The sequence below is a fragment of the Prosthecobacter sp. genome, assembly GCF_014879935.1.
GTDB lineage: Bacteria > Verrucomicrobiota > Verrucomicrobiia > Verrucomicrobiales > Verrucomicrobiaceae > Prosthecobacter.
On sequence record NZ_JACSRD010000235.1, the window covers coordinates 1 to 21,977 of the forward strand.

The 21,977-nt window shown below is 55.5% G+C and carries 16 protein-coding genes; 11 read left to right on the top strand and 5 right to left on the bottom strand.

All coding sequences use genetic code 11. The features are described 5' to 3' along the window. The first annotated feature begins 149 nt into the window (after nucleotides 1–149). The 11 genes from IAE77_RS27070 to IAE77_RS27120 all read left to right on the top strand — a co-directional run bounded on the left by IAE77_RS27070 (nucleotide 150) and on the right by IAE77_RS27120 (nucleotide 14,929). Nucleotides 150–1,313 (top strand): endonuclease/exonuclease/phosphatase family protein, encoded by a 1,164-nt coding sequence (locus IAE77_RS27070; protein ID WP_294233677.1) that lies wholly within the window; start codon nucleotides 150–152, stop codon nucleotides 1,311–1,313. 216 nt (nucleotides 1,314–1,529) lie between these two features. Next, the gene (locus IAE77_RS27075; RefSeq protein WP_294233680.1) at nucleotides 1,530–2,273 is read left to right on the top strand and encodes a hypothetical protein; all 744 of its coding nucleotides are present in this window, start codon (nucleotides 1,530–1,532) and stop codon (nucleotides 2,271–2,273) included. A 325-nt stretch (nucleotides 2,274–2,598) separates the two neighbouring features. Next, nucleotides 2,599–4,356: a hypothetical protein gene (locus IAE77_RS27080; RefSeq protein ID WP_294233683.1), complete on the top strand. Its 1,758-nt coding sequence runs from the start codon at nucleotides 2,599–2,601 to the stop codon at nucleotides 4,354–4,356. After that, entirely contained in the window at nucleotides 4,316–5,008 is a 693-nt protein-coding gene (locus IAE77_RS27085; RefSeq protein WP_294233686.1) for a polysaccharide biosynthesis/export family protein, read from the top strand. The genes IAE77_RS27080 and IAE77_RS27085 overlap by 41 nt, the downstream gene beginning before the upstream one ends. Before the next feature lie 27 nt (nucleotides 5,009–5,035). Further along, entirely contained in the window at nucleotides 5,036–7,345 is a 2,310-nt protein-coding gene (locus tag IAE77_RS27090; protein ID WP_294233690.1) for a tyrosine-protein kinase domain-containing protein, read from the top strand. Nucleotides 7,346–7,430: 85 nt separating this feature from the next. Then, entirely contained in the window at nucleotides 7,431–8,501 is a 1,071-nt protein-coding gene (locus tag IAE77_RS27095; protein ID WP_294233693.1) for a glycosyltransferase, read from the top strand. Between the two features lie 21 nt (nucleotides 8,502–8,522). Next, complete coding sequence (locus tag IAE77_RS27100; protein ID WP_294233695.1) at nucleotides 8,523–10,130, top strand: O-antigen ligase family protein; 1,608 nt, start codon at nucleotides 8,523–8,525, stop codon at nucleotides 10,128–10,130. 15 nt (nucleotides 10,131–10,145) lie between these two features. Next, nucleotides 10,146–11,390 carry a glycosyltransferase gene (locus IAE77_RS27105; protein ID WP_294233719.1) on the top strand — a complete coding sequence of 415 codons (1,245 nt, stop codon included), beginning with the start codon at nucleotides 10,146–10,148 and terminating at the stop codon, nucleotides 11,388–11,390. Further along, complete coding sequence (locus IAE77_RS27110; RefSeq protein WP_294233698.1) at nucleotides 11,387–12,559, top strand: glycosyltransferase family 2 protein; 1,173 nt, start codon at nucleotides 11,387–11,389, stop codon at nucleotides 12,557–12,559. The genes IAE77_RS27105 and IAE77_RS27110 overlap by 4 nt, the downstream gene beginning before the upstream one ends. Before the next feature lie 30 nt (nucleotides 12,560–12,589). After that, complete coding sequence (locus tag IAE77_RS27115; RefSeq protein ID WP_294233701.1) at nucleotides 12,590–13,684, top strand: hypothetical protein; 1,095 nt, start codon at nucleotides 12,590–12,592, stop codon at nucleotides 13,682–13,684. A gap of 96 nt (nucleotides 13,685–13,780) precedes the next feature. Beyond that, entirely contained in the window at nucleotides 13,781–14,929 is a 1,149-nt protein-coding gene (locus tag IAE77_RS27120; RefSeq protein WP_294233704.1) for a glycosyltransferase, read from the top strand. A 38-nt stretch (nucleotides 14,930–14,967) separates the two neighbouring features. Here IAE77_RS27120 and IAE77_RS27125 read toward each other — a convergent pair whose 3' ends face one another. From IAE77_RS27125 to IAE77_RS27145, 5 genes are all read right to left on the bottom strand, one after another. Then, the gene (locus tag IAE77_RS27125; protein WP_294233707.1) at nucleotides 14,968–16,443 is read right to left on the bottom strand and encodes an exopolysaccharide biosynthesis polyprenyl glycosylphosphotransferase; all 1,476 of its coding nucleotides are present in this window, start codon (nucleotides 16,441–16,443) and stop codon (nucleotides 14,968–14,970) included. A 167-nt stretch (nucleotides 16,444–16,610) separates the two neighbouring features. After that, nucleotides 16,611–17,792, bottom strand: coding sequence for a glycosyltransferase family 2 protein (locus IAE77_RS27130; RefSeq protein WP_294233710.1), 1,182 nt, complete (start codon nucleotides 17,790–17,792; stop codon nucleotides 16,611–16,613). Between the two features lie 72 nt (nucleotides 17,793–17,864). Beyond that, nucleotides 17,865–19,166: a nucleotide sugar dehydrogenase gene (locus tag IAE77_RS27135; RefSeq protein ID WP_294233712.1), complete on the bottom strand. Its 1,302-nt coding sequence runs from the start codon at nucleotides 19,164–19,166 to the stop codon at nucleotides 17,865–17,867. Between the two features lie 67 nt (nucleotides 19,167–19,233). Then, on the bottom strand, nucleotides 19,234–20,076 hold the full coding sequence (locus IAE77_RS27140; RefSeq protein ID WP_294233716.1) for a hypothetical protein: 843 nt from the start codon (nucleotides 20,074–20,076) through the stop codon (nucleotides 19,234–19,236). Nucleotides 20,077–20,188: 112 nt separating this feature from the next. Further along, the coding region (locus IAE77_RS27145) for a secretin N-terminal domain-containing protein (protein ID WP_294233717.1) at nucleotides 20,189–21,977 on the bottom strand (1,789 nt) is incomplete at its 5' end.

Below are 21,977 nucleotides of genomic sequence, written 5' to 3' on the forward strand. Positions count from 1 at the left end.
TAGCCCCCCAGCGTACTCCCCATCCAAACTCCCCTCACGCACCCTCCGCGCAGCGGCTCAGTTCAACACGTCTCTAACCATCAACTTTCCTTGGATTGAACCACTAGTTGGTGGCTTCTGTGCAAGTTCAGTGACCACAAACCTTACACATGAACAACGGACCGGAATGTCCTCAAAAACGAAGCGACATTTCAGAAATCGCGTCACAAAGCCATGACGAACTGGTTTCGTGGCGTTGCTTGTGGCGAAGACTTGGATCAAAAATCAGGGTGCCGTTGTGGCTCTTGTTAGTGTTCAGCATACTTTTTTATGTAGCAATCAAATACAGAGCGGAATCGAATCTTCTTACCGTTTTTCTGTCCTACCTTCCAGCATGGACTCTGGCATCTCTGCCGGTTTTCTGCCTTCTTACGTCAGTAATATTCGCAAATTGGCGCCTCTCATTTGCCTCGGCGGTTGTCGCCGTTACAGGTACTCTTTGGCTGGGGGGCTTTCATCTACGGGTGCCTTGGCGGGAGAGACAGAGTGTGAAAGAACTTCAAACTCTGAAGGTGATGACTTACAATCGTGGTCAGGGTGCCTCGCGGGTGCTGGGTGATTTTCAGAGACAGATCGACGCAGATATCGCTGTGTTTCAGGACGCAGGGCGCCGCCTTAGCCAGATCTCAGAAATGCCCGAGTTTTCTGGGTTCCGACACGGCCAACAGGTTGGCGAGTTTGTGCTGATCAGTCGCTGGCCAATCGTTGAAAGTGCGGCTTTAGATTTGGACTGGACGGAGACCCCCGGTCGTCGCTATCGTGCGGGATGTCGAACAATAGTCGATTGGGATGGCACTCTGGTCGCAGTGTATAATCTACATCTTCCGACGCCACGAGATTTGCTGTATTGGTATGCTTCTCGCGGGACTTTTCTGTATGGTTTGCTTGGTTTGGTGCCTGGAACTCCTCTGGCTGAACGGCATCTTCTTTATCTCAGGCCGTGGCGTGCACGTGTCGAAATGATCTCCAGAATTTCCGCGCTGGTACGTGATGAAGTGGTTCCTGTGGTGCTGATGGGCGACTTGAATATGCCCCCCGCTGGAGAGTCATATCAGATTTTATGCGATTTAATGCAAGATGCACATATGGCTGCAGGGAGTGGGTTTGGTAGCACTTTTCCGGCTAATCTTCGTTCTATTGCGCGTGTTGGCTCGCCCTGGCTTAGGATAGATCACATCTTCCTTTCAGGTCACTGGAAAGTAATACTTTGTGAAAGTGGTTTAAACTACAGTTCACAACATCTACCTGTGGGAGCAATTTTGCGCCTGAGATAATCATCTAGGGCAAGTTTTTTGTCGACAACCAAAGCTTATGGTGGCACAGAAACTGCTGTGGGCCAAAAGACGATCAACTGTTCGTTCGCAATTTGGTAGTCGCAACAAATCTGGAACAAAAAAAATCATTGCCAATTTTTACCGTCCCATCTAGGATGACACCCTGGTTTCAAGGTAGTGGCAGAGGGTTAAATCGATTTCACAAGAAGCACTAAAATGAACATTATTAAGCTGAAAAAGAAAACAGTTCTTTCGGTTCTGGCGATCGTCGGAGCCATCAATGTATATGCCTTTGGCGGATTCGGTGGTTTCGGCTTTGGTGTGGGTTACTTTCCCGAGCAGGACAGATCTCTTGGGAGAGTGAGTATTACAGCAGATACCAATTATGACGGTTACCTGAATTCGACCGACGTGGACGTTAGTCCGAATATCAAGAGAAATCCCCCGGGCCTCATCGTTGGAACTCGCGAACTGGCCCGTGTTGATCTTTCCGTCATTCATAACACGGCTCGGCAGTCGCCGACTGGGTCCCCTGAGCTCAAGTTTCTCTACTACAAGACCAGTGCTATACTTGACCTGCGTCCTGTGAACCTAGGGAGCCGCCGCGGGCGTTTCAAAAGCTTTGAAGATGAGCAATCCCGGAGTGGTCGGATGTTGGTTTGGCTTGAACCCACAAGAAAAACTTTGCTCCTGGATTCGGCAGATCCAGCTAGACGTCGAGTTCAATGGCCTGCCGCTACTTCGTTGCCTCCCAAACACGTTTACGTGGAGGGTGTCGCTTGTGGTGACTCAGGGACCGTTATGATGCTGACTTTGTTGTTGGATAACAACAATCTCACGCCGACAGTGGACAAGCTGTTTGGTGAGAAAGCATCATGGGATGCCATGATGTTGACAGTGTATCCATCGGCGCGGGCTAAGCCTTTCTTTGATAACCCGATTGTTTGGAAGAGTTTGTAGTTTGGATAGTGGCACTGGCACCTGGATCATTAGCATATGAACCTGTTTCAAAATGCCCTTCTGTTCGAGCCCCAAAATATTTCGATGTTGGTTTTGCTAATGTCTTCAGGGGCTTGGCTAGTTTTGGCACTAACATTGCTTATTGATCTTGTAGGAGATTCTGGTTTAGCGAAAGTTTGGAAGTTCGTTTGGCTTCCCGTTATTTGCCTGCCTCTTATAGGGGGGCTTGCCTACGGTGCATTTTGCTTCCTGAGAGCAGTTGTAAGGTCACAACGACAATAAGATATCAGCGGCTATTCACCCTTTGATAACCTGCGTTGCATCAATGCAAAACTTTTTCACTAACATTCTGAACGCAGTTTTTCCAGCCCATTGGAGATTTGTGTGTATTTTGTTCATGGGACTTGCGCCAGTTGGGCTTTCTGCGCAGCACCCAAGAGGTCAAGCATTTGAATCTTCGGGGAATGAAGATGGTGGGCTTGCCGCTGACGTGGCTCGCCCTTATGGGCAATACCAATATATGCCGCAGAAAGGCTTGTACAGGGATGTCACTTTTGGTGATGTGGCCGAGGATTTCCGTCAACTGGTCGGAGGGGTTTATGGTTCAATCGACAACCTGAACAGATATACGTCATGGTCAATGTTCAGCACGTTGGGGGACTTTACTTATCTTACGAAAGCAGGTGTTGGTGGTTTTGCACTTCCGGGCATCGGCGTTTCCTGGGGGAGTCCTTACGATCATGGCTCGGGCGATTTCCGCATGTATGCGGGGCCACTTTTGCTAGATAACTTCTATGCCGGCTTTGGTGCCATATACAGTGACATCAATGGATCCTTTCCAGGAATTCAGAATCTTCCACCAGATGATCGCTGGGCCTACATTGTCTGGCTATCGTTCAGAGCTACTTTGATATTGGGGGACTCTTTGGCGCTGAGTCTTCAGCCCTACATTTATTGGCTGCCAAACGAGGGGCGTGTGGGCTGGGCGCTTCCGGGGCCTATGGGAGGAATGATGCTTCCAAATTTCGCCACGTCTGCTCTTTTGCAGGTGGCATGGACGAAGGACATTGGAAACTGGAAGTTTGTCGTGTATGATCAATTCACCCCATTTATTTATCCCTACAACATCTGGGATGTATTTGTAAATGCTACCGTATCTTGGGGGGATTTGTCCCCTATAGATCGTGTTGGGCGCTATGGTGTTGGATATGGATCCGGAAATGTTTCGAGCTACGATCCGACTGCACGTTTTCGGACTCGTAACGATGGCTGGGATGGCCTGGCGGGATATTACAATATCGCTGGTGCACGTGCGTCAGCGCAACTTGGTTTGTCTACCCAGAGCTTACTATATTTCGATCGAGTGGATGTATGGGATCGAGACTTCAAAAGTATCTATGCTGGAATAACTGGTGGTGCTTACATTAGATCAGGTGCTCCTACGTTCCTGGCGTATGCTGGCTATAACTTTGCAAGTGCGGAGCCGTACGACAGCTTTTTGCATTGGTCAGTGGCGGGTGTTCGTAAGCAGTTGACCTCATACTTGGCGGGTTATGTGGAGGCAGGCTACTATTGGACGACTGGAAACAATGCGGGCTACGAAGGTTGGACTGCACTTATTGGAATTCAGCAGCGACTTGGTTATCGCACCTACCAAATGGCTGAAATTGGACGCCGTGTCTACAAACCGATAGCGGCGATACCTGGCTTGGAAGACTACGCGGAATACAGAGTGACGCATCAATTAGGAGCACGCACAAATTTGCTTGGTTTTGCTGGAGTTTCGGAGCGCCACTCGGATGCACTTGTTGAAGGTGATCAAGTTATCAAGTATGCTGGATTGATGACGACGACCAAAATTACGAGCCGAATCAACAATTTTGCCTCCGCTGGGTGGGAAAGAATTGAAATCGAGAGCAACTCGTTAATCATGGACCGGTGGACATACCGCCTCGGCTTAATGTACGCCGTTACTCAGACAGTGCAATCGCAGTGTTTCTACCAGTATGAGGATGTCCACACCAACCTGACCACAAACTACAGTGAACATTACTTGTATCTCGGCATCTCTAAACGCTTCTAGCCAGCGTCAGTATCATTTTCTGGTCCATTGTTTCCTAGCAGTTTTGGGTGTCGTTTCATGCACCACCCATGATGAACATGGGGTCCCTGCGCCATTACCAAACTCAGCCGTCCGGTCGCCGGGAGGTGGTGGTTATCGTATCCAAATTGGTGACTTGGTGGATGTCTTCGTGCTGGAGGATAGCTCGTTTAATGGCACTTTCGCAATTCGGCCCAGCGGTGACATCATTATGCCCAAGGTTGGTCGAGTTGGTGTCCAGGGGTTAAGTCTCTCTGAAGCAGAAGTGCGGATCAAGAATTCCCTACAGGCCAACCAATTACGTCAGGCCACTGTCATAGTGGATCCAGGTACCCGGGCGGAGACTGCCGCTGGCGGCTTGACTTTGCGACTCAGTGGTGAGATTGTACAAACTGGCCGCGTGACGGTGCGACCTCTTGGAGATGCTCCGGTGTCGGCCTATCAAGCCATCATCGACTCTGGCGGTTTCAAACCGTTCGCCAACAAGCGAAAGTCCTATATTCTCCGTAATAGCGGAGGGGGGGTGCTTCGCATCAACGTGAATTTCGAAGCAATAGAAATGGGGAGGGCCGAGGATCCTCCCATGCTGGAGGGCGACTGCATTGTGGTGCCAAAGAAAGTTTTCGGTCTCTAATTCTATCCAGTCCCAAGGATATCCAACATGGCTTCGCTGAACTTCAAGAAATTTATCACGTTTCAGGACGTCCTTCAGTTCCTTTCGAGGTACGTAAAATATTGGCGTCTGGGTGTCTTTAGCGGGCTGCTGGGATGTGTTCTTGCCTTGGCGTATTTTGTGTATGGCAAGCCTTCTTACTACTCCAAGAGTTCTGTGGAGTGGAGTTATGTCGATTTGCCCATCAAATCTGAGATTTCAGATGTTCGTGGCAACACTCGCTGGGACAGTATCCATGCGCAGCTCTTCATGGGACTGCAGTCGAGGTGGCTGGCAGAACGTACAGCCATCCGCCTCGGATTGGTTAAGAACCTCAGCGAACTCGGCACCATCTGGACGCGCTACATCTCCAAACTGAAGATTACCAGCAGTGTGGCTTCGCAATTGGAGATTGAGGTGTGGGTATACGAGCCGCGGTTGGCCAGGCTTTGGCCAGAGGCGATGCTGCTGGAGTACCATGACTACCTTACAGAGTCCCGAATTAAGCACCGTGACGTATTGATCCAGGGGTTTACCAAGGAAATGGACCGCATTCGGGAGAATCTCAAGGCCGAGACGGAGCGAGATAGGCGGTTTGAATCTGAGAATCAGATTCTCGAAAATTATGTGGCCAACAACAAGCTGGAGCAACTGCCGACGCAGATGCTGACTTACAGGTCGCAGCTGGATGCGATGGAGGAAATGGAAAAGTTCATCGAAGCTACCGCTCCTACCAGTGCTGAGAAGCTGGCACTGCTACAGAAATATCGTGCTGCACCACTGCCTGTAGGCACTATTGTGCGGCGTGGGGAACAGCCGGATCCCTTCATGATGAAGAGCACCTCTGCCAATGTCGTCACTGGTGTCACTGGTGAAGTGAAAGATCCTGTTGATGTGAATCAGGGAGGTCCTGCGCCTGCCAGGCCTGTTGCCAGCACCACGATTGTGATGCCCGAGATATCGAAGGGATCAGAGGTCTGGGAGGGCATTAATGCAAGCCTGCTTGAAGCACAACGTGAATTTCAACGTCTGTCCTCCTCACTGCTGCCAGGACATGAGAAAATGCGCGAGCTTAAGAAGGAGATTGATGCCCTCACTTTTGCCTTGGACGTGGAGTGGAAGAAGGAACTTGAAGCCTTCCGGCTGGAGCGACTGCACCTCAATGAGAAACTAAAAGAGCTTCAGGAGATGCTGCCTGAATACCGCAAGCTGATCGCTGGCTATGATGACTACCGCCGTGATTTCAGGCTGCAATCGGGTGGTCGCTTGGCCTGGGAACAAGCCTACATGGTTATGAAGTCCCGCCTGACCGCGATGGAGTACACGGGGCCGGAAGTGCAGGTGGACTTCCAGTTCAAAGGCTTCACCGAAGTTCGCGACGATATTCCTGTCTCTCCGAACAAGCAGAAGTTGCTCACTTATGCGCTGGCTCTTTCATTTGGCCTTGGTCTTGGGGCTCCGGTGCTCACAGAACGATTTCGTTTCACTTCCTCTTTTGTGGGAGAGGCGGAGAAATACTGCCAATATCCTGCCTGTGGCATCGTCCCGTTGATGGAGGACAAGGACCGTCCATTAGTGAGGCAGCTCGCAAACGGGGACAAGTCGGATGACGACTCTCACACCGCCACCCACGCCGACGAGTCCTTCCGCATCATCCGCAGCTCGCTGCCCTTCTACGCGCCAGCGGACAACAAGAAGCAGGTGATCATGGTTACCAGCGCCCGCCCTAGCGATGGAAAAAGCACTGTGGCCGCACACTTGGCAAAGTCCTTTGCTGAAGCTGGGGAAAAAGTGCTGTTGGTGGATGCCGATCTTCGTCGCGGCACGTTGCACAGGATTTTCAATCTCAGCCGTCAGCACGTCGGTTTGATGGAAGTGCTTGGGGATGGTGTGATATGGGAGGATGCGGTGCAGCCGTCTGGGCTGGAGAATCTCCAGTTCTTGTCCTGCGGCAGGGACGCTCGCAACAGCCATGACCTGCTGGGGCGGCGTCATCTAAAGGATCTCATCGACATCCTGAGACCGCAGTTTGACCGCGTGATTGTGGACACCCCTCCTTTGCTTGGCATTGCGGACTCGCTTCTCATCAGCAAGGTTGTAGACGGGCTGATCTTTGTCATCCGCGCGGACCAGACCACCCAGCGGGATGTCGTCACTGCCTCGGAAATTTTGCACCAATCCAGGGTCCAAGTGTACGGCTTCGTGCTAAACTGCGTGAACCTGCAACGCATCGAAAATTACTATTACTACGGCCGCTACTATTCCCGATACTACGAGCCCACATATTACAAAACGGCCAAAGGTGGCGAAGATAACTGAAGCTAGGCTTGGTTGAATGTTGGCCGTTTAATTTTTCATGGGAATCAGCGTCCTACACGTTCTTCATGCTTACCGACCTGGTGGCATGGAGAACATGATTGCCCAGGTGGCGATGCGGCTTCCCGTGCCAGAGTTCAACGTGGCGATCTGTGCGCTGACTGAAGCGGATGAGTTCAAGGACCGGCTGCCGCCAGGCACGCCGGTGTTGGAGATGAGGAAAAAGCACGGGTTGGACATCGGCTGTGTGCTGCGTCTGCGTCAAGTAATCAAGAATCTACAGCCGGATGTTGTGCATTCACACAATTGGAACGCGTTGATCTACTCCATTTTAGCCATAGGAGGCGGTCGTACCGGTCTGCTTCACGGGGAACACGCCCTGTTGTATGCATGGGAGCGCTCTCCTTGGCGCCTGCGTTTGCGTCGCGCTCTTTACACGCGCTGTGATGTGGTTCACACAGTGTCCCAGGGACAGGCGGATGAGATGACCGCCTTTGGCATTTGTGGCGGGGTGGAGTTGCGCGTTATTCGTAATGGGGTGGACACACGGAAGTTTTGCCCTGGAGACAAAACACAGTCCCGCGCCGTCCTTGGCATTCCGGCGGTCGGGCCTTGCATCGGCATGGTGGCGCGCTGCGTCCCGGAAAAGCGGCATGAACTGCTGATTGAGGCTTTTAAGGAGGTGGCAGCCGCCTTTCCTGGCGCGACCTTGGTCCTCGCTGGAGCGGGGGGCATGTGCGAACCCGCCGTGAGCGCCATGATTGCGACGCATCCCTTTGCTCGCCGCATCATATGGTTGGGACACCGCAACGATATGCCCGCTGTTTACAATGCTCTTGATCTGATGGTGCTGACTTCCACATCTGAAGGCATGTCCAATGTGTCCCTTGAAGCAATGAGTTGTGGGGTGCCCGTTTTGATGAACCATGCTTGTGGTTCAGAGGAACTGATCCTTGAAGGCGTGAATGGCCGCGCTGCCCCCATGAGGAATGTGCATGAGGTGGCTGCTGCCATAACCACTCTGCTGGCGTCGCCAGAGGAGATGCAACGCATGGGCAGAGAGGCGCGCGCCATGGTGGAACTCGGGCATCCTCTGGAGAAAACCGCCGCCGACTATGCCTCGGTTTACCGGCAGCTCGCGCTCCGAGCCAGGGCCTAAATACCAAATGGAAATCATCGAGTGGACTTCACCTGCGCCTGCCTCCTGATCTTCTTGTGGATCGTCCGTCCTCAGGACATTTTCTCCATCATCAGCGGGGTGAGCCTTGTGAAGTATCTGATGTATGCGGGCATCGTATTCACCATCCGTCGGCCGGCAGGCTTGAACGCCTCAAAGGTTTTCGCCACGCCGATTGACTGGATGGTCACGGCGTATTGTGCCTGGGCCATTTATGCCACGAGTGACCATACAGGCGCGTTCAAGGAAGTGTTCACATATTTCAGCTTCCATGTAGTCACGGCGCTGGCAATCACCAGTTGGGAAAAGATGGAGAAATACATCAACATCTGGCTTGGCTGCATTGGCGTGCTCGCCGTGCTGGCTGTGTCCCAGCATTGGGGCTTTGAGCTGGTGAAGGGCTCCGCAGAGCTCACGGCCGCATTCCATGACCGGCTGACACTCAACACCTGGATTTTTCGCAACCCTAACGCTTTGGGTCACGGTGTGCTGGCTTTGATACCAGTGGGCATCGCTTGGTATGTCATGGCTGGCGGGAAGAGCAAGGTGCTGGGCATCGCAATGATTGTGTTGGCGGTGCATTGTGTGCTACTCACCGAGTCCAAGGGGGCCTTCCTTGCCGGAGCGGGCGGTCTCACGTTGCTATTTCTGTTCAAGCGACCCGTATGGTTTCAAATCGTGATGCTAGTTTTTGTGTATGGCGTTGGTTTGGCTGCCTTGAAGTCCCTCCCGCGTATGAACACCCTGTCCAAAGACGATGAAGGCATCCAGGGACGTATGATTGTTTGGCAGCAGGCGAAGGCCGCCATGGAAAACACGGGCACAGGGGAGGGACTCAAGACCTTCCAGGGTTACGTTTCCATTCGTGTGGCCAAGCTGCATCGTACTATCCACATTCCCATAGCCACTCATGGATCCTATGTCAGGCATGGGGCCGACCTGGGTTATGTCGGCGTCATGCTATATGTCGGCATCTTCTACGCCGGGACGCGCCTTCTGCTACAGGCGAAGACGGTGCCCGGCAGCGAGGCGCAGCGGGCACAGCGTGCCATCTATGCCCTGCTGGTCACCACCGCCATCTCTTCTTGGGTGGTGGACCGCGCCTACCACATGGACTATTTCCTGCTGAGCGGCTTGTTGTCGGCCTTTCATCGACGTTTCAAACCGCCTGAAAAAATTGAAGGTGAAGCGGAGCAGATGGAGGAAATCAAATCCGTGTCCCTGGCGGGGATTTCCACAGCAGCCCTCACGCTGCCGGTCAATGATGCAGGTCCTGAAAGTGTTGCTTTCAGCCTGGTACAAGCCCCTCCTAGCCCGGCCGAGATCATTGCCACCCCAGAAACACCGGCTCCAACCCGAGTTTCGGCACGGATGTCGGCGGACGCTCTTGCAGCTTCAGGTGCTGCTCCTGCTGCGGCACCCGCAGGAACCGTGGTGATTGCGGATGCCGAGGAACTGGATGAGTCCGCAGAACCTGAGCCTGACGAGTATGGAGCCATCATGCTAAAATGGGACCGCCTGACGTGGGTTGACCTCGTTGTGATGTACCTGCTGATGGAAGTGGTCCTCTACTACTGGGACCTCTTCTCCACCGACTTCATCGTGTTCTGATGCCGTGACGTGACAATGCGTATTCTGTGGATCAAAACCAGCCCGCTGCACCCACTCACCCGTGGCGGCGACCTGCGCACCTTTCATGTGCTGCGGCATTTGCATCACCAGCGTGAGGTGACCTTCGTGGGCATGACTGCAGACGCGGGACAGATCGAGGGCACGAGACAGGCGCATGCATACTCCACGCATGCCTTTTGGGCGCATGAGCCCAAGGTCTCCCTGCATCTGCAGCGGTGGAAATTTCTAGCCAGGGCGCTAGCCAATGTGGCATCCGACCTGCCGTATGCGGTGGAGCGCTTCAGGTCAGCCAAATTGTCCCAGCTCATCGTCTCCAGGTTCAGGGAACAGCAGTTTGACGTAGTGGTTTCCGACTTTCTCTTTCCCGCCGCCAGCCTGCCATGGCATATGAAGGAAATGAGCCAGTGCCCCTGGGTGCTGTTTCAGCACAATGTGGAGGCCATGATCTGGAAGCGGCGGGCCGAGGGCAAGACCGGCCTCAAGGCTTGGTACTGGAACGCCCAGCGCGACCGCATGCAGCGCTTCGAGGAGAAGGCCAGTCGCCGCTTTGACGGGGTGTTGGCCGTATCCGAGGAGGACGCACGCATCTTCCGGGAGGAGATGAAGCTGACCAATGTGCTCGGCGTGGTGCCGACAGGGGTTGATCTGGACTACTTCCAGGCTGTGCCTAAGTCAGCGCCGACAGTGCCTACCGTGGTGTTCATGGGGTCCATGGACTGGTATGCGAATGTCGATGGCGTGCAGTGGTTTGCCGAGACTGTGTGGCCGCTGGTGCAAAAGGAGGTGCCAAACGCGAAGTTTGTCGTCGTGGGCCGCAAGCCGCCGGCGGATATCCAGGCACTGGCCACGGGCGGCAGGAACATCGAGGTCACCGGAACGGTGCCGGACGTGCGGCCTTTCCTGCGCGCCGCGGATGTGGTGGTGGTGCCACTGCGCGTCGGCGGTGGCACGCGATTGAAAATTTACGAGGCCATGGCCGCCGAGGTCCCCGTGGTGTCCACCCGCATCGGCGCGGAAGGGCTGGACGTGGCAGACGGGCGGCATCTGCTCCTGGCAAACTCGGCTGAGGACACCGCTGCCTCCGTGGTGCGCGTGCTGCGCTCTCCCGCGCTGGGTGCTGAGCTGGCGCGCCATGCGCTGGAGGAGGTGGCGCGCCACTGCTCCTGGGCGGCTGCGGCACAGATCTTTGAAAATGCCTGTGCGGGATTGACCAAACAGGCCGGAGGTGGACAGGCATGATCCACCTGGTCTGGCTGCTTCTCGTTCTGTGTGTGGGTGCTGTGCTGCACACCTACCTATTTTATCCGCTGTGGTGGCGCTTCATCGGCCAGCGGCGGCCCCTGCTGCCGGTGTCGGAGGCACCCGCCGCGTGGCCCTTCATCTCCGTCATCGTCGCTGGCTACAACGAGGCTGCATGCATTGGCCACCGGGTGGAGAACCTGCTGCAGTGTGACTACCCGGCGGACCAGATCGAAATCCTCATCGCGTCCGACGGTTCCGACGACGGCACGGACCGCCTGGCTGCGGAAGCCGCCAAAGGCGATCCGCGTGTGCGCGTGCTGCCGTTCGCGCAGCGGCGTGGCAAGGTGAACGTGCTCAATGAGGTGTGCGGACAGGCCAAGGGGGAGATCCTGGTGCTGAGCGATGCGAATGTGGCCTTCGCCCCGGAGACGCTGAAGCGTCTCGTCACGCGCTTCGAGGATCCACGCGTGGCCTGCGTATGTGGAAAGCTATGCTTTCGCACGCGTTCGGGGGAGGCGCACACGCAGTCCGAGAACATCTACTGGAAGCTCGAAACCTGGCTCAAGCAGCACGAGGGCGGCCGGGGTGTGCTGCTCGGTGCCAATGGCGCGAACTTTGCCCTGCGACGGGATTTGTGGAAGGGGTGCCCGCCGGAGATCGTGGTGGAGGATTTATACATCCCACTACATCTGCTCATGGATGGCTGGCGTGTGATGTTTGAGCCAACGGCCCTGGCCTATGAGGATTTGCCGCCCGCGCTGGCGGATGAGTTTGGACGCAGGGTGCGCATCGGAGCAGGGGACTTTCAAATTCTGGCGCGCTGCCTGAGTCTGCTGCATCCGTCGAACGGTCTCGCGGCTTGGGTATTTTTCTCGCACAAGGTATTGAGGTGGAGTACGCCATTCTTTTTGGTTGGTGGGATTTTGGCAGTGCTACTGCTTGTCGTTTTGAGAGCTCCAGGTGCTTCAGGCCTCGCTTTGGTGGCGGTTTGCGCAATCGCGTGGACGGCGCTAGGCTTCACCTCGATCCGGTTGCCTGGCGTTCTGGGTAAGGCAGCTTCGGCAAGCGCTTATTTTGCGGCCATGAATGCAGCACTGTTTCTTGGATTCTTTCGGTGGCTGCGCGGGAGCCAGTCAACCACGTGGAACCGCACACGACGAAGTTAAGATGATGGTGGAATCGATCACACAAGCTTTATGATGAAAGCAATGGACCGCTGGCTGCTGCCTTGGGTGAAAGATACCCTGTTCCGACGCAGGGGGCGAATAACCGATCTAATGTTGGCTGTGTGTGATCATTTCGAGCCCTTTCACAACACGGACAAAAGCGGTGCGTTAAGACGCATGGCACGGTGGCACGAGTGTCTTCCGTTGGTGACACAAGGCAGTTGCGATGCCGATGGGAAACGCGCCAAGCACACGTTCTTTTATCCTGTTGAACAATATGACCATGAGGTTGTTGACTCGTTGGCGGATCTATGCAGGAGAACCGGCAATGAGGTGGAGGTGCATCTGCACCACCATCGAGACACCCCTGATGGTCTTGTTGACAAGCTGATAAAAGGCGTGAGCGACCTGAGATCTCATGGATTGCTCGGTGGAGCTTTGGAGCAGCCAGCCTTTGGCTTCATTCACGGCAATTGGGCATTGGATGACTCTGACCCTGAAGGCAGTGGGTGTGGTGTTCGAGATGAACTGCGATTATTGAAGAACGTGGGCTGCTATGCGGATCTCACCATGCCGTCCGCGCCTCATCGGACCCAGGCTCCGGTGGTCAATCAGCTATACTACGCGCGCTCAACGCCTTTGGGATGTTCTCACCATCGTGGGCATCCGGTGAGGGCCGGTTCTCTGGGAACCGCAGAATTGCGTCACTCCTCAGATCATTTACTGCTGGTTCAGGGGCCGCTTTGTCTCGACTTCACCAGAAGAAAGCTCGGAATCCTTCCTCGGATCGAGAACTCAGACTTGGGACCGCAAAATCCGCCGACTGTTCGGCGCATGGGGCTGTGGATGAAGTGTGGGATATCCGTGCAGGGTGCAGAGAACTGGTGTTTTGTGAAGCTCCACACGCACGGTGCTCATGAGGCGGGGCATCCTTCGAATATTGGGCCGGCGAGATTGAAGTTTCACTCTGAGATGGAGCAGATGGTCCGCTCTGCGGGTATCAGACTCCACTATGTGAGTTCTCGGGAACTGGTGAACATCATTCATGCGGCGGAAGATGGCAAATCCGGTGATGCCGGTGCCTGGCGTGACTACATCTACTCGCCGCCTCCGTTACTTGGCTAAGGCTTTGTCACTCCTCGAAGGATCATCTTGCCACATGAATGCAGTGCCAATCCAGAGTGCTAGATCATGGGGGATTGTGTTCTCAGCAAACGTAAAATGAGGCTGCTTTTCATTTCCAATCTCTTTCCTGATCAGCGCGAGCCGTGGAGAGGTCTCGACAATGTTACCCTGCTTCATGCATTGAAGAAGGAACAGCCTGATTTGGAGACACGCGTCCTGGCTTTTAGACCATCGTTGACTTTGGGGGCGAGGCAGATCGGTCTCCAGCCTAGGACGGAAGATGTTGTTCTCAATCCTTCCTACCACTCCGCCGTTTACGTGCCGAAATTCGGAGGCTGCAATCACCGGTTTTTTGAGTGGTCTCTCACACGTGCGCTTCGGCATCTGGAGGGATTTCGTCCGGATGTCATTCTAGCTCCATGGCTGTTCCCGGACTCTTGCGCCGTTGCTGCCTGTTTTGCAGGAGTGCCTTTGGTGTCAGTGGCTCAAGGGTCCGATGTACACCAATATCTAACGATGCCAATGCGTCGCCATGCAATTCTTCGCATGTGCAAAAGGGCTCGAGCGGTCGTCACCCGTAGTCGGGATCTTGAAAATCGTCTGGCGGCTGCTGGGGCAGACGCGACACGTCTGCACACGGTGTACAATGGGGTGCATATGGATGTGTTTCGCCCTTCATCCCGGCCGGAGGCGCGTCGGCTTCTTGGCATACCGGACGAAGAGAGGTTGTTGTTGTTCGTCGGTAACTTTCTCCCCGTGAAAGGCATTGAACTGCTGATCGATGCCATGGCAATCGTTGCCAGCCAGCACCAAAACATCTCACTTGCGTTGGTTGGCAGCGGACCGTTGGAGCAGAGCCTTCGCAACCAGGCGGAAGCACTCGGTCTGTCAAACCGTCTCAGGTTTGCAGGCCGACAGCCTCCTGTGGAGGTTGCGCAGTGGATGCAGGCGGCAGATGTTGTATGTCTAAGCAGTCACAATGAAGGTGTTCCCAACGTGGTGCTGGAAGCCGTCTCGACAGGCCGCCCTCTGGTCAGTACTGACGTCGGAGGGATTGCCGAAATCGTAGAGCCCGCGATGACACGCCGATTTCTCGTTTCTGGCCGGAATCCAAATGCATACGCCAACGCTTTGAATGAAGCTCTCGTGGCTCCTCCTGATGAGCTGGTTTTACATCAAAAGGCCACTCAGTATTCGTGGCCAAATTGTGCTCGAAACTACCTCGATCTGATGACTTCAGCCTGAGGCAACTGAGAATTGCTCGTCCCTATAGCCTTGGGTAGTCACGCCGGTTGAGAGAGAAGAGGCTCGATTTGTAGCTTGCTGGCGCTTTCTTTGACGGCCTGCTGGTCAGGCTCGATCATATGTGCAGTATAACGTCCTTTGGCCACATTCTTGAGACCTCCACCTAATACCACTCGTATCGTGTCGAGGAGAATGAGACAGTCGAACACCACGCCAGCGTGTTTCAAATAGTAGAGGTCGTACTCGAGCTTGCACTTCGCGTCGTTGGTCGAAGATCCATACGGATAGCACACTTGCGCCCAGCCGGTCAGCCCTGGTTGCACCATGTGTCGTTCCTGGTAATAAGGAACTGCCCTTGATAGACTGGCAACAAACTCCGGGCGTTCTGGACGCGGGCCGACAAACGACATTTCCCCTCGCAGGACGTTCCACAGCTGGGGGATCTCGTCGATGCGGTATTTACGCAGAAATGCCCCACCTGGAAAAACACGGGGATCTTTGGAGACGGATGACCATACTGGCCCAGCCTTCTCCGCATCGGTGCGCATGCTCCTGAGCTTGTAGATCTGGAAGCGGCGCCCAAAACGTCCGACCCGCTCTTGTTTAAACAGAACCGGACCTTCCGGGGAGAAAATACGCACGATCGCCACTCCTACGATCAAGAACGGAGCAAGAACGACGAGAAGCAGCAGTGACGTGACGATGTCGAAAAGCCGCTTTAGTTTGCTGAAGTAAAGGTTGCGCGCCGAAAGTTCGGAAGTGAGCAACCAGTTCATGCTCACAAGATGCAGCGGAACGTAGTGAAGATGCTTTTCACATTCGGAGATCAGGCTGTTGCAGTGAAAGCCTAGATAACGCAGCATCCGGAATTCCTGCCGTGCCTTTTCATTGTTGAGCAGGCCGTCAAGAAACACAATGCGGTCAAGTTTATGCTGACGGATGAGCTTGCGGGTCGAGGGAAGCCTGCCTAGGAAGTCATGGTGGGTGGGACCATCCTTTGTGATTCCGATTCGTCCCACCAATTGAATGCCCGGTGGGCACAACTCCCGGATTCTGAGGTATTCCTGGATGTCTTCGTCGCTTTCCGCGACGAATGCCACCCGTGCTGGTGCCAGCCGGTGCTTATGGTAAATGATCCAGTGATTGATGATCAGCAACGGAAGTGCGAAAAGACAACCCAAGGCCATGAAACCGCGTCCTATGCGCGAATCAAAACTCAAATAGCCGGTCAGCGTGATGCACACGAGAGCGATTGCGAAGGCAAACAACAGCAGGATCAGATGCAGACGGAATGAGGAACGGCGGTGGGATTCGATGGAGTAAAGCCCCATGATGTAATTGCCTGCCACCAGGGCAGTCGCGCCCGCGACGATTGCCGGAACATAATCATCAATTCTCCACAAGACTGAAAAGCGTGCGTAGTTGGCCAACAGGTATGCACCCACAAACAAGACCACGTCCCGGAGAGCCCGATAGCTTGCTTTGAACCAGTGTGTGTTGGCGAAACTGTGCATGAGTAACGTTTCAGGAGGGAACTTGCGTGGCCGGGGAGGCGGTAGGACGCAACTCGCGATCAATGAACTTTTGTTGGGTTGGTCGCAAGTAAATAGTTAGAAGGATTCCTCAGGAGGTGGGGGTCCTCCTGAGGCTTCAAATGTTGCTGTATAGGAAATTGTGCGGATCACTTCCGGGCTTTTTTGAGGATGTGTAAACCGAGCAGGCCTGCTGAGAACGTCAAAGAAACGGCCAGAATATGGGATCCGAAAAGCAGATTCCGGGCCAGATTCAGATTGCTGAAGCCCGCGAGTGACCACTGAATTGCGATATAGGCAACGAGTGCGATACAGGTCGCAAGCGTTGTGACCAAGGTGAAGAACAAAACCCCTTCATCAAGGTGGATAAGTTTTTCCGTGAGGGGCAAGGGCTTGTCTCCTCCTTGGATGTAAAGCATGCAGGCGAAGAGATAAAGCTGCGCCCCCAGGATGGCAGCGAGCAGCAGGAGCAGCTGGCTATGCATGTCGAACACATGGAACACACCTGCCACTCTGACCGGGCCAGTGATGAACGCCATGATTTGGAGCACCGTAGCCAGCAGCAGCGTGAGGAGGCCTGTTAGTTCAAACAGCTTGGGCTTTTCTGAAAAGATGAACAGCAAGTGCCGCATGCCATCACGCCAGGTGCGGAGATGCGCGATGCGGCCTTCGGGGCCTTTACGCAGGCCTGATTGAATCTCAAAGGTGGTGGCTCCGGCTTTGAGAGCCTTGATGAGCAGCTCGGATGCGAACTCCATGCCATTTGAGCGGATCTGCCACGAGGTGTACGCGGTTTTCCGAATGCAACGGAAGCCGGAATTGCAGTCTGTCAGGTGTCCGTGAAACAACCGGTTGATCAGCCAGGTGAGCACGGGAGTGCCAAGCCAGCGATGGAGGAATGGCATGGCTCCGGGCTCAATCCTGCCCGTGATGCGGGAGGCGATGGCCATGTCGGCCTCTGTGTCCAACGCACGCTGGTAGAGCCGTGCGGCGTCTGAATAGACGTAGGTGTTGTCACAGTCGGCAAACATCGCGTATTCGCCCAACGCTGCCTCGATTCCACCCCGCAGGGCGGCGCCGTAGCCGCGTTCGGCCACTGGCACGACACGGCATCCCAAACTGGCAGCGATCTCGCGGGAGCGGTCTGTGCTGCCGTTGTCAGCGACGACAACTTCATACGAAACACCGCTTTGATCCAAGCTTTGTTTGACTTGGGTGACGCAGGTTTCAATCGTTTCCTCCTCATTGAGGCAGGGAAAGACAAAGCTTAGTCGAGGGGTGGTTTCGTTAGATGTGCTGAGCATCGCTTGTCGTCGGATAACGTGTTTCAACGTGGAAATCAAATCATGGATCTTTCAGTGCCCGGTTTCGTGGTGGTAACCCAAGCACTGGATTTGAGGTGATCACCAGCACAGCCCGTCGTATCGACAAGGCAGAGCCTGGAGGGCTGCCCAGCCGTTCACATCAATGACAATCTGTTCAGGGCGGACACAGTCTTGGAGGGTGGCTGCTGGTACACATTTCTGTGAAATGACGAGCACGTCGCTGCTTTCGATGACCTCGCTTGCGTCCTGTTTGAGAAGTTGCGCCAGGTGAGGCATGCGGGCCTGGATTTGCTGCTCGTTGGAGCCGATAAGGCGCGAAAGGTTGATGTGTGGATCGTAAATGCTCACGGCGTGGCCCCGGCCGATCAAGGTTTCCGCCGCAGCCACGAGCGGACTGCCGCGCAGGTCGTCGGTGTCGGCTTTGAAGGCCAGGCCAATAAAGCCGATGCGTCGTTTTCCGCTCTTTTCGATCAACTGCACAAACTGCTGCTGGTGGGCGTCGTTCGTCGCTTGCGTGTTGTCGAGCAGGGGCAGATTGATGCCTTGCTGCCTGGCAAATGAACGCAGGGCGGAGACATCTTTTGGAAGACATGAGCCGCCAAATGGCGCGCCAGGGCGCATGTAGTAGCGGGAGATGTTCAGACGCGTGTCCTGGCAGACCACGTCCATGACCCTCAAGGCATCTTCGTCGAGATGTTTGGACAGCCTGCCAATCTCATTCGCAAATCCCACCTTCAAGGCGTGGAAGTAGTTGCAGGCATACTTGATCATTTCAGCGCCTTCCCAACGCAGAATGGAAGGTGTGCCACCAAAGAGTGACAGGATCTCGGGGCAGGCGGGGGCATTGCCGTCGTCCGTGCCGACCACTGCGAGCGAAGGCTCGCGAAAGTCGGCCACAGCCGTTCCTTCCCGCAGGAATTCGGGGCAGTAATAGACCTGGAGCTGTCCGCTTTCAAGGAGGTCGGCGAACTGATCATTGACCATCCTCCGGGTGCTGCCGGGGAGCATCGTGCTACGGAACACGACGACATGTTTTTTGGCCTGCTGACGTAGCGCCGCCGCGATCTGCTGGGTGACATGGGTGACGTAACCGAGATCCAGGCTTCCAGAGGGCAATGAGGGGGTGCCCACGCAGATGATGCTGATGGACGATGCAGCCACCGCCTCCGCAGCGGCGGTCGTGGCACGCAGACGGCCGTCTTTGCACGCTGTTTGCAGCATGTCGTCGAGTTCCGGCTCCACGATGGGCGATCTGCCTTCATTGAAGGCGCGTACTTTGGGCTCATGGACGTCCACCCCGATGATTTGATGCCCGATTTGGGAAAGGCAGCCAGAGGTGACGGCGCCGACATAGCCAAGTCCGAATACTGAGATGGTCACGAGAAGATGAGTGCTATAAGTGCTGACAGCCTTGCACGATCCGATCCAGCGGCACAAGAAAAAGTCTCTATTTCTTCGAATCAGCGACCAGGCGGATGTCGTTCAGAGTCAAACTGGCGGCGGATTTGCCCGCACTGACGAACAAGACGATCTGCTTCACAGGTGGAAGCGGAGACTTCTTCGGCCATGGCACGTGGAGACGATTGCGGCCTGGCTGGAAGGTGGTCCGCAGATGAATCCGGCCCTGCTGGGAAGGCTCCAGGTCCAAACGGATTCCGAGTTCGAGAGGCGGACCGTCATTCACCGTCCCTGTGAGCGCGAGTGCTTCCCACTCACTCCAATCCTGTTTTGTGACTTCAAGACGGACGCTCGATCCACGGCCTAGCATGAAGCCTTCGGGAGTTTCCTTGGCGAGACGCGAAACCTGCCACAGAATCGTGTCCGGCTGATCTGTGGCGGCGAACAAGACGGGGAACTGTCCTGCTGCGGTCATTTTTGCCGCAATCACCCTGCCGGCGAGCATTCCAGGCGGTGCGATGGCCAGGATCAATGCGAGGGCTCTCAGAAAGATGAGCCTCGCCTGCCATGCGATGGCACCTGAGATGCCGATCAATCCCCAGATGAAATCTTCCATGCTGGAGGAGCGCCCGAACGCAGGTTGGATGATTTCAACCAAGGCTGCCACAATGGCCGCCACGAGAAAGGTCTTCCACTGGCGCCCACGATGGAGAAGCATGGCGGCGACGGCGAATAACGGCGTGTGAAGGCGATTGAGCAACTCGCCCCGCCATCCCACGGACCAATCGTGTGGCAGCGGAAAGAACATCGCACCGGCCAGCAATAGGATGAAGGCGACGAGGCACAGGGAGCGGAAGGACATCAGCAGGTGGAAGGAGAGGCGGCGAATCAAGGCGGACAAAAGGCGTCTGTCGCCACGATTTTTGCGCTTGGAGCTGATCGATTCGTTTCTGCTCGTCACGTTGATTCTGGTGACGAAGGGGAAGGGGCGATGCGCCGACGCTTCACTCCTTTTTGCGGCTGAACCATGACTTCATCTTGCCCAGCAGCCCTTTTTTGGCCGGTTCCACAGGCTCAGGCGGTGGGAGCAGGTCGTTGGGCCTGTCTTCGCGGGCAGGAATGGCGCGCGGGACGATCGTTTCAGGCATGCCGCCAAAAGTGGCGATCTCGTCGAAGTTGGGGCTGTAGTCGCCCATTTTCGCCTGCTCGAGCATGTGGGAGGTCGTGTCCGGAAGAATTCGCGGCTGGACGAAGATCATCATCTCACGCCGTTCCTTGGTGTTGTTGGTGCTTCCGAACAAATGCTTGATGACCGGGATGCGGATGAGGAAAGGCAGGCCGCCATTGTTCTTGGTATCGCGTTCGGTGATAAGGCCCCCAAGCATGGCGGTGGCACGATCCGGGACGATGAGGCTGTTCTGCATGCCTTGCTCGGAGATGTTGGGCACGCGATTGCCGCTGATGGTGGTGAAGCCGGAAATGTCGTTGTTCTGCTGGCGGAATTCGAGCATCACCTCGCTGTCGTTGTAGATGTGCGGGACGATGTCCAGCTGCAGCCGCACCGGGATGTATTGCGTGGTGGAGGTGAAGCCGAGACCACCGCCTGCAACGGCCCCGTTGGTGTAGGTCTGCCCGGCAATGGCGATCTGTTGGCCGATGTAAATGCTGGCCGGCTGGTGGTTGAGCGTGGTCACCGTGGGCTTTTGCAGGACGTGGAAGCGACGGGTGCTCTCCAGAGTCTGCAGGAAGAGGCTGAGGTTCTTGTTGATCTGGCCGTAGGCGGTGAGCCCGCTGAGCGTTGCGGGGCCGTTGGCGGCGAGGAATCCGGCGATGTCCTTCAGATTCGACGGATCGGCAAAGGCGGTGCCTTGAGTGTTGAGGACTCCGCCGACGAGGCCGTCTTCCCCCACTTTTTTTAGCGACTGGATCCAGTCGAGGCCGAAATTGAAGTCATCCCCCAGGGTGAATTCGCCGATGATGGCGGAGAGGAGGATCTGCCGCGGGCGCACATCGAGTTCCTCGGCCAGATCCTGCAGGGCTTTGATCTGTTCCGGCGGGCCGCTGGCAAAAAACTTCGAACTCGCCGGGTCTGCGATCACCAGCGTGTTCGCGATGAGGATGCTGATCGGCTTTTTGGTGACTTCCAAGGAGGCACCGGCGCTCAGAGCCTGGCCGCCGATTCCGCCACTGCCGCCGATACCCCCCATGCCAGAGCCATAACTGTTGCCGCTGCTGTTGAAGGCTGAGTTTGTGCCGCTGCCGAGGTTGTTCGAGAAGCCGGTCGAGGTGGTCTGCCGGTTGGTGTCCTGGGTGGGGATGCTGCTGGTCGTCTGCTTGGAATCATTCCGCAGCAGGGCCTTTTCCGCGATGGTGAGGAAGACGGTGAGATCGAGGTAGTTCAGCTTGCGTGAAAAGAAGCGGCCGGAGGAGGATTCGGCGTCCAGTTCCTTCACGAGTGACTCGATTTTCTGCATGTCCAGCGGCCGGGCCACGACCACGATGCTGTTGGTTCGTGCCACGGCCAGAATCACCGGCTTGGCTCCGCCGGAGGTCCGGCCACCGCCCATTGAGGTGCTCACCGGCGCTGTGGCCGCAGGAGCACCTCCGACAGGTGCGGGGCTCCCCGGAGCGGCGGCTCTTCCCACCGATCCGACCGAGCCGCGATTTTCGTCGCCAAAGAGCACGCCGAGCTGCTCCACGATGTCTTCGGCCTCGGCGCGTTCGATGCGGATGGTCCTCTGTACGGTTTCCATCGGCGGCTGGTCCACCTGCTTCGCCAGCTCGAACAGGTCT

Coding starts and splice junctions, on each gene's coding strand:
- IAE77_RS27125 (WP_294233707.1), bottom strand. CDS start 16,443: ATGCACAGTTTCGCCAACACACACTGGTTCAAAGCAAGCTATCGGGCT.
- IAE77_RS27095 (WP_294233693.1), top strand. CDS start 7,431: ATGGAGAACATGATTGCCCAGGTGGCGATGCGGCTTCCCGTGCCAGAG.
- IAE77_RS27110 (WP_294233698.1), top strand. CDS start 11,387: ATGATCCACCTGGTCTGGCTGCTTCTCGTTCTGTGTGTGGGTGCTGTG.
- IAE77_RS27105 (WP_294233719.1), top strand. CDS start 10,146: ATGCGTATTCTGTGGATCAAAACCAGCCCGCTGCACCCACTCACCCGT.
- IAE77_RS27070 (WP_294233677.1), top strand. CDS start 150: ATGAACAACGGACCGGAATGTCCTCAAAAACGAAGCGACATTTCAGAA.
- IAE77_RS27090 (WP_294233690.1), top strand. CDS start 5,036: ATGGCTTCGCTGAACTTCAAGAAATTTATCACGTTTCAGGACGTCCTT.
- IAE77_RS27075 (WP_294233680.1), top strand. CDS start 1,530: ATGAACATTATTAAGCTGAAAAAGAAAACAGTTCTTTCGGTTCTGGCG.
- IAE77_RS27080 (WP_294233683.1), top strand. CDS start 2,599: ATGCAAAACTTTTTCACTAACATTCTGAACGCAGTTTTTCCAGCCCAT.
- IAE77_RS27115 (WP_294233701.1), top strand. CDS start 12,590: ATGATGAAAGCAATGGACCGCTGGCTGCTGCCTTGGGTGAAAGATACC.
- IAE77_RS27120 (WP_294233704.1), top strand. CDS start 13,781: ATGAGGCTGCTTTTCATTTCCAATCTCTTTCCTGATCAGCGCGAGCCG.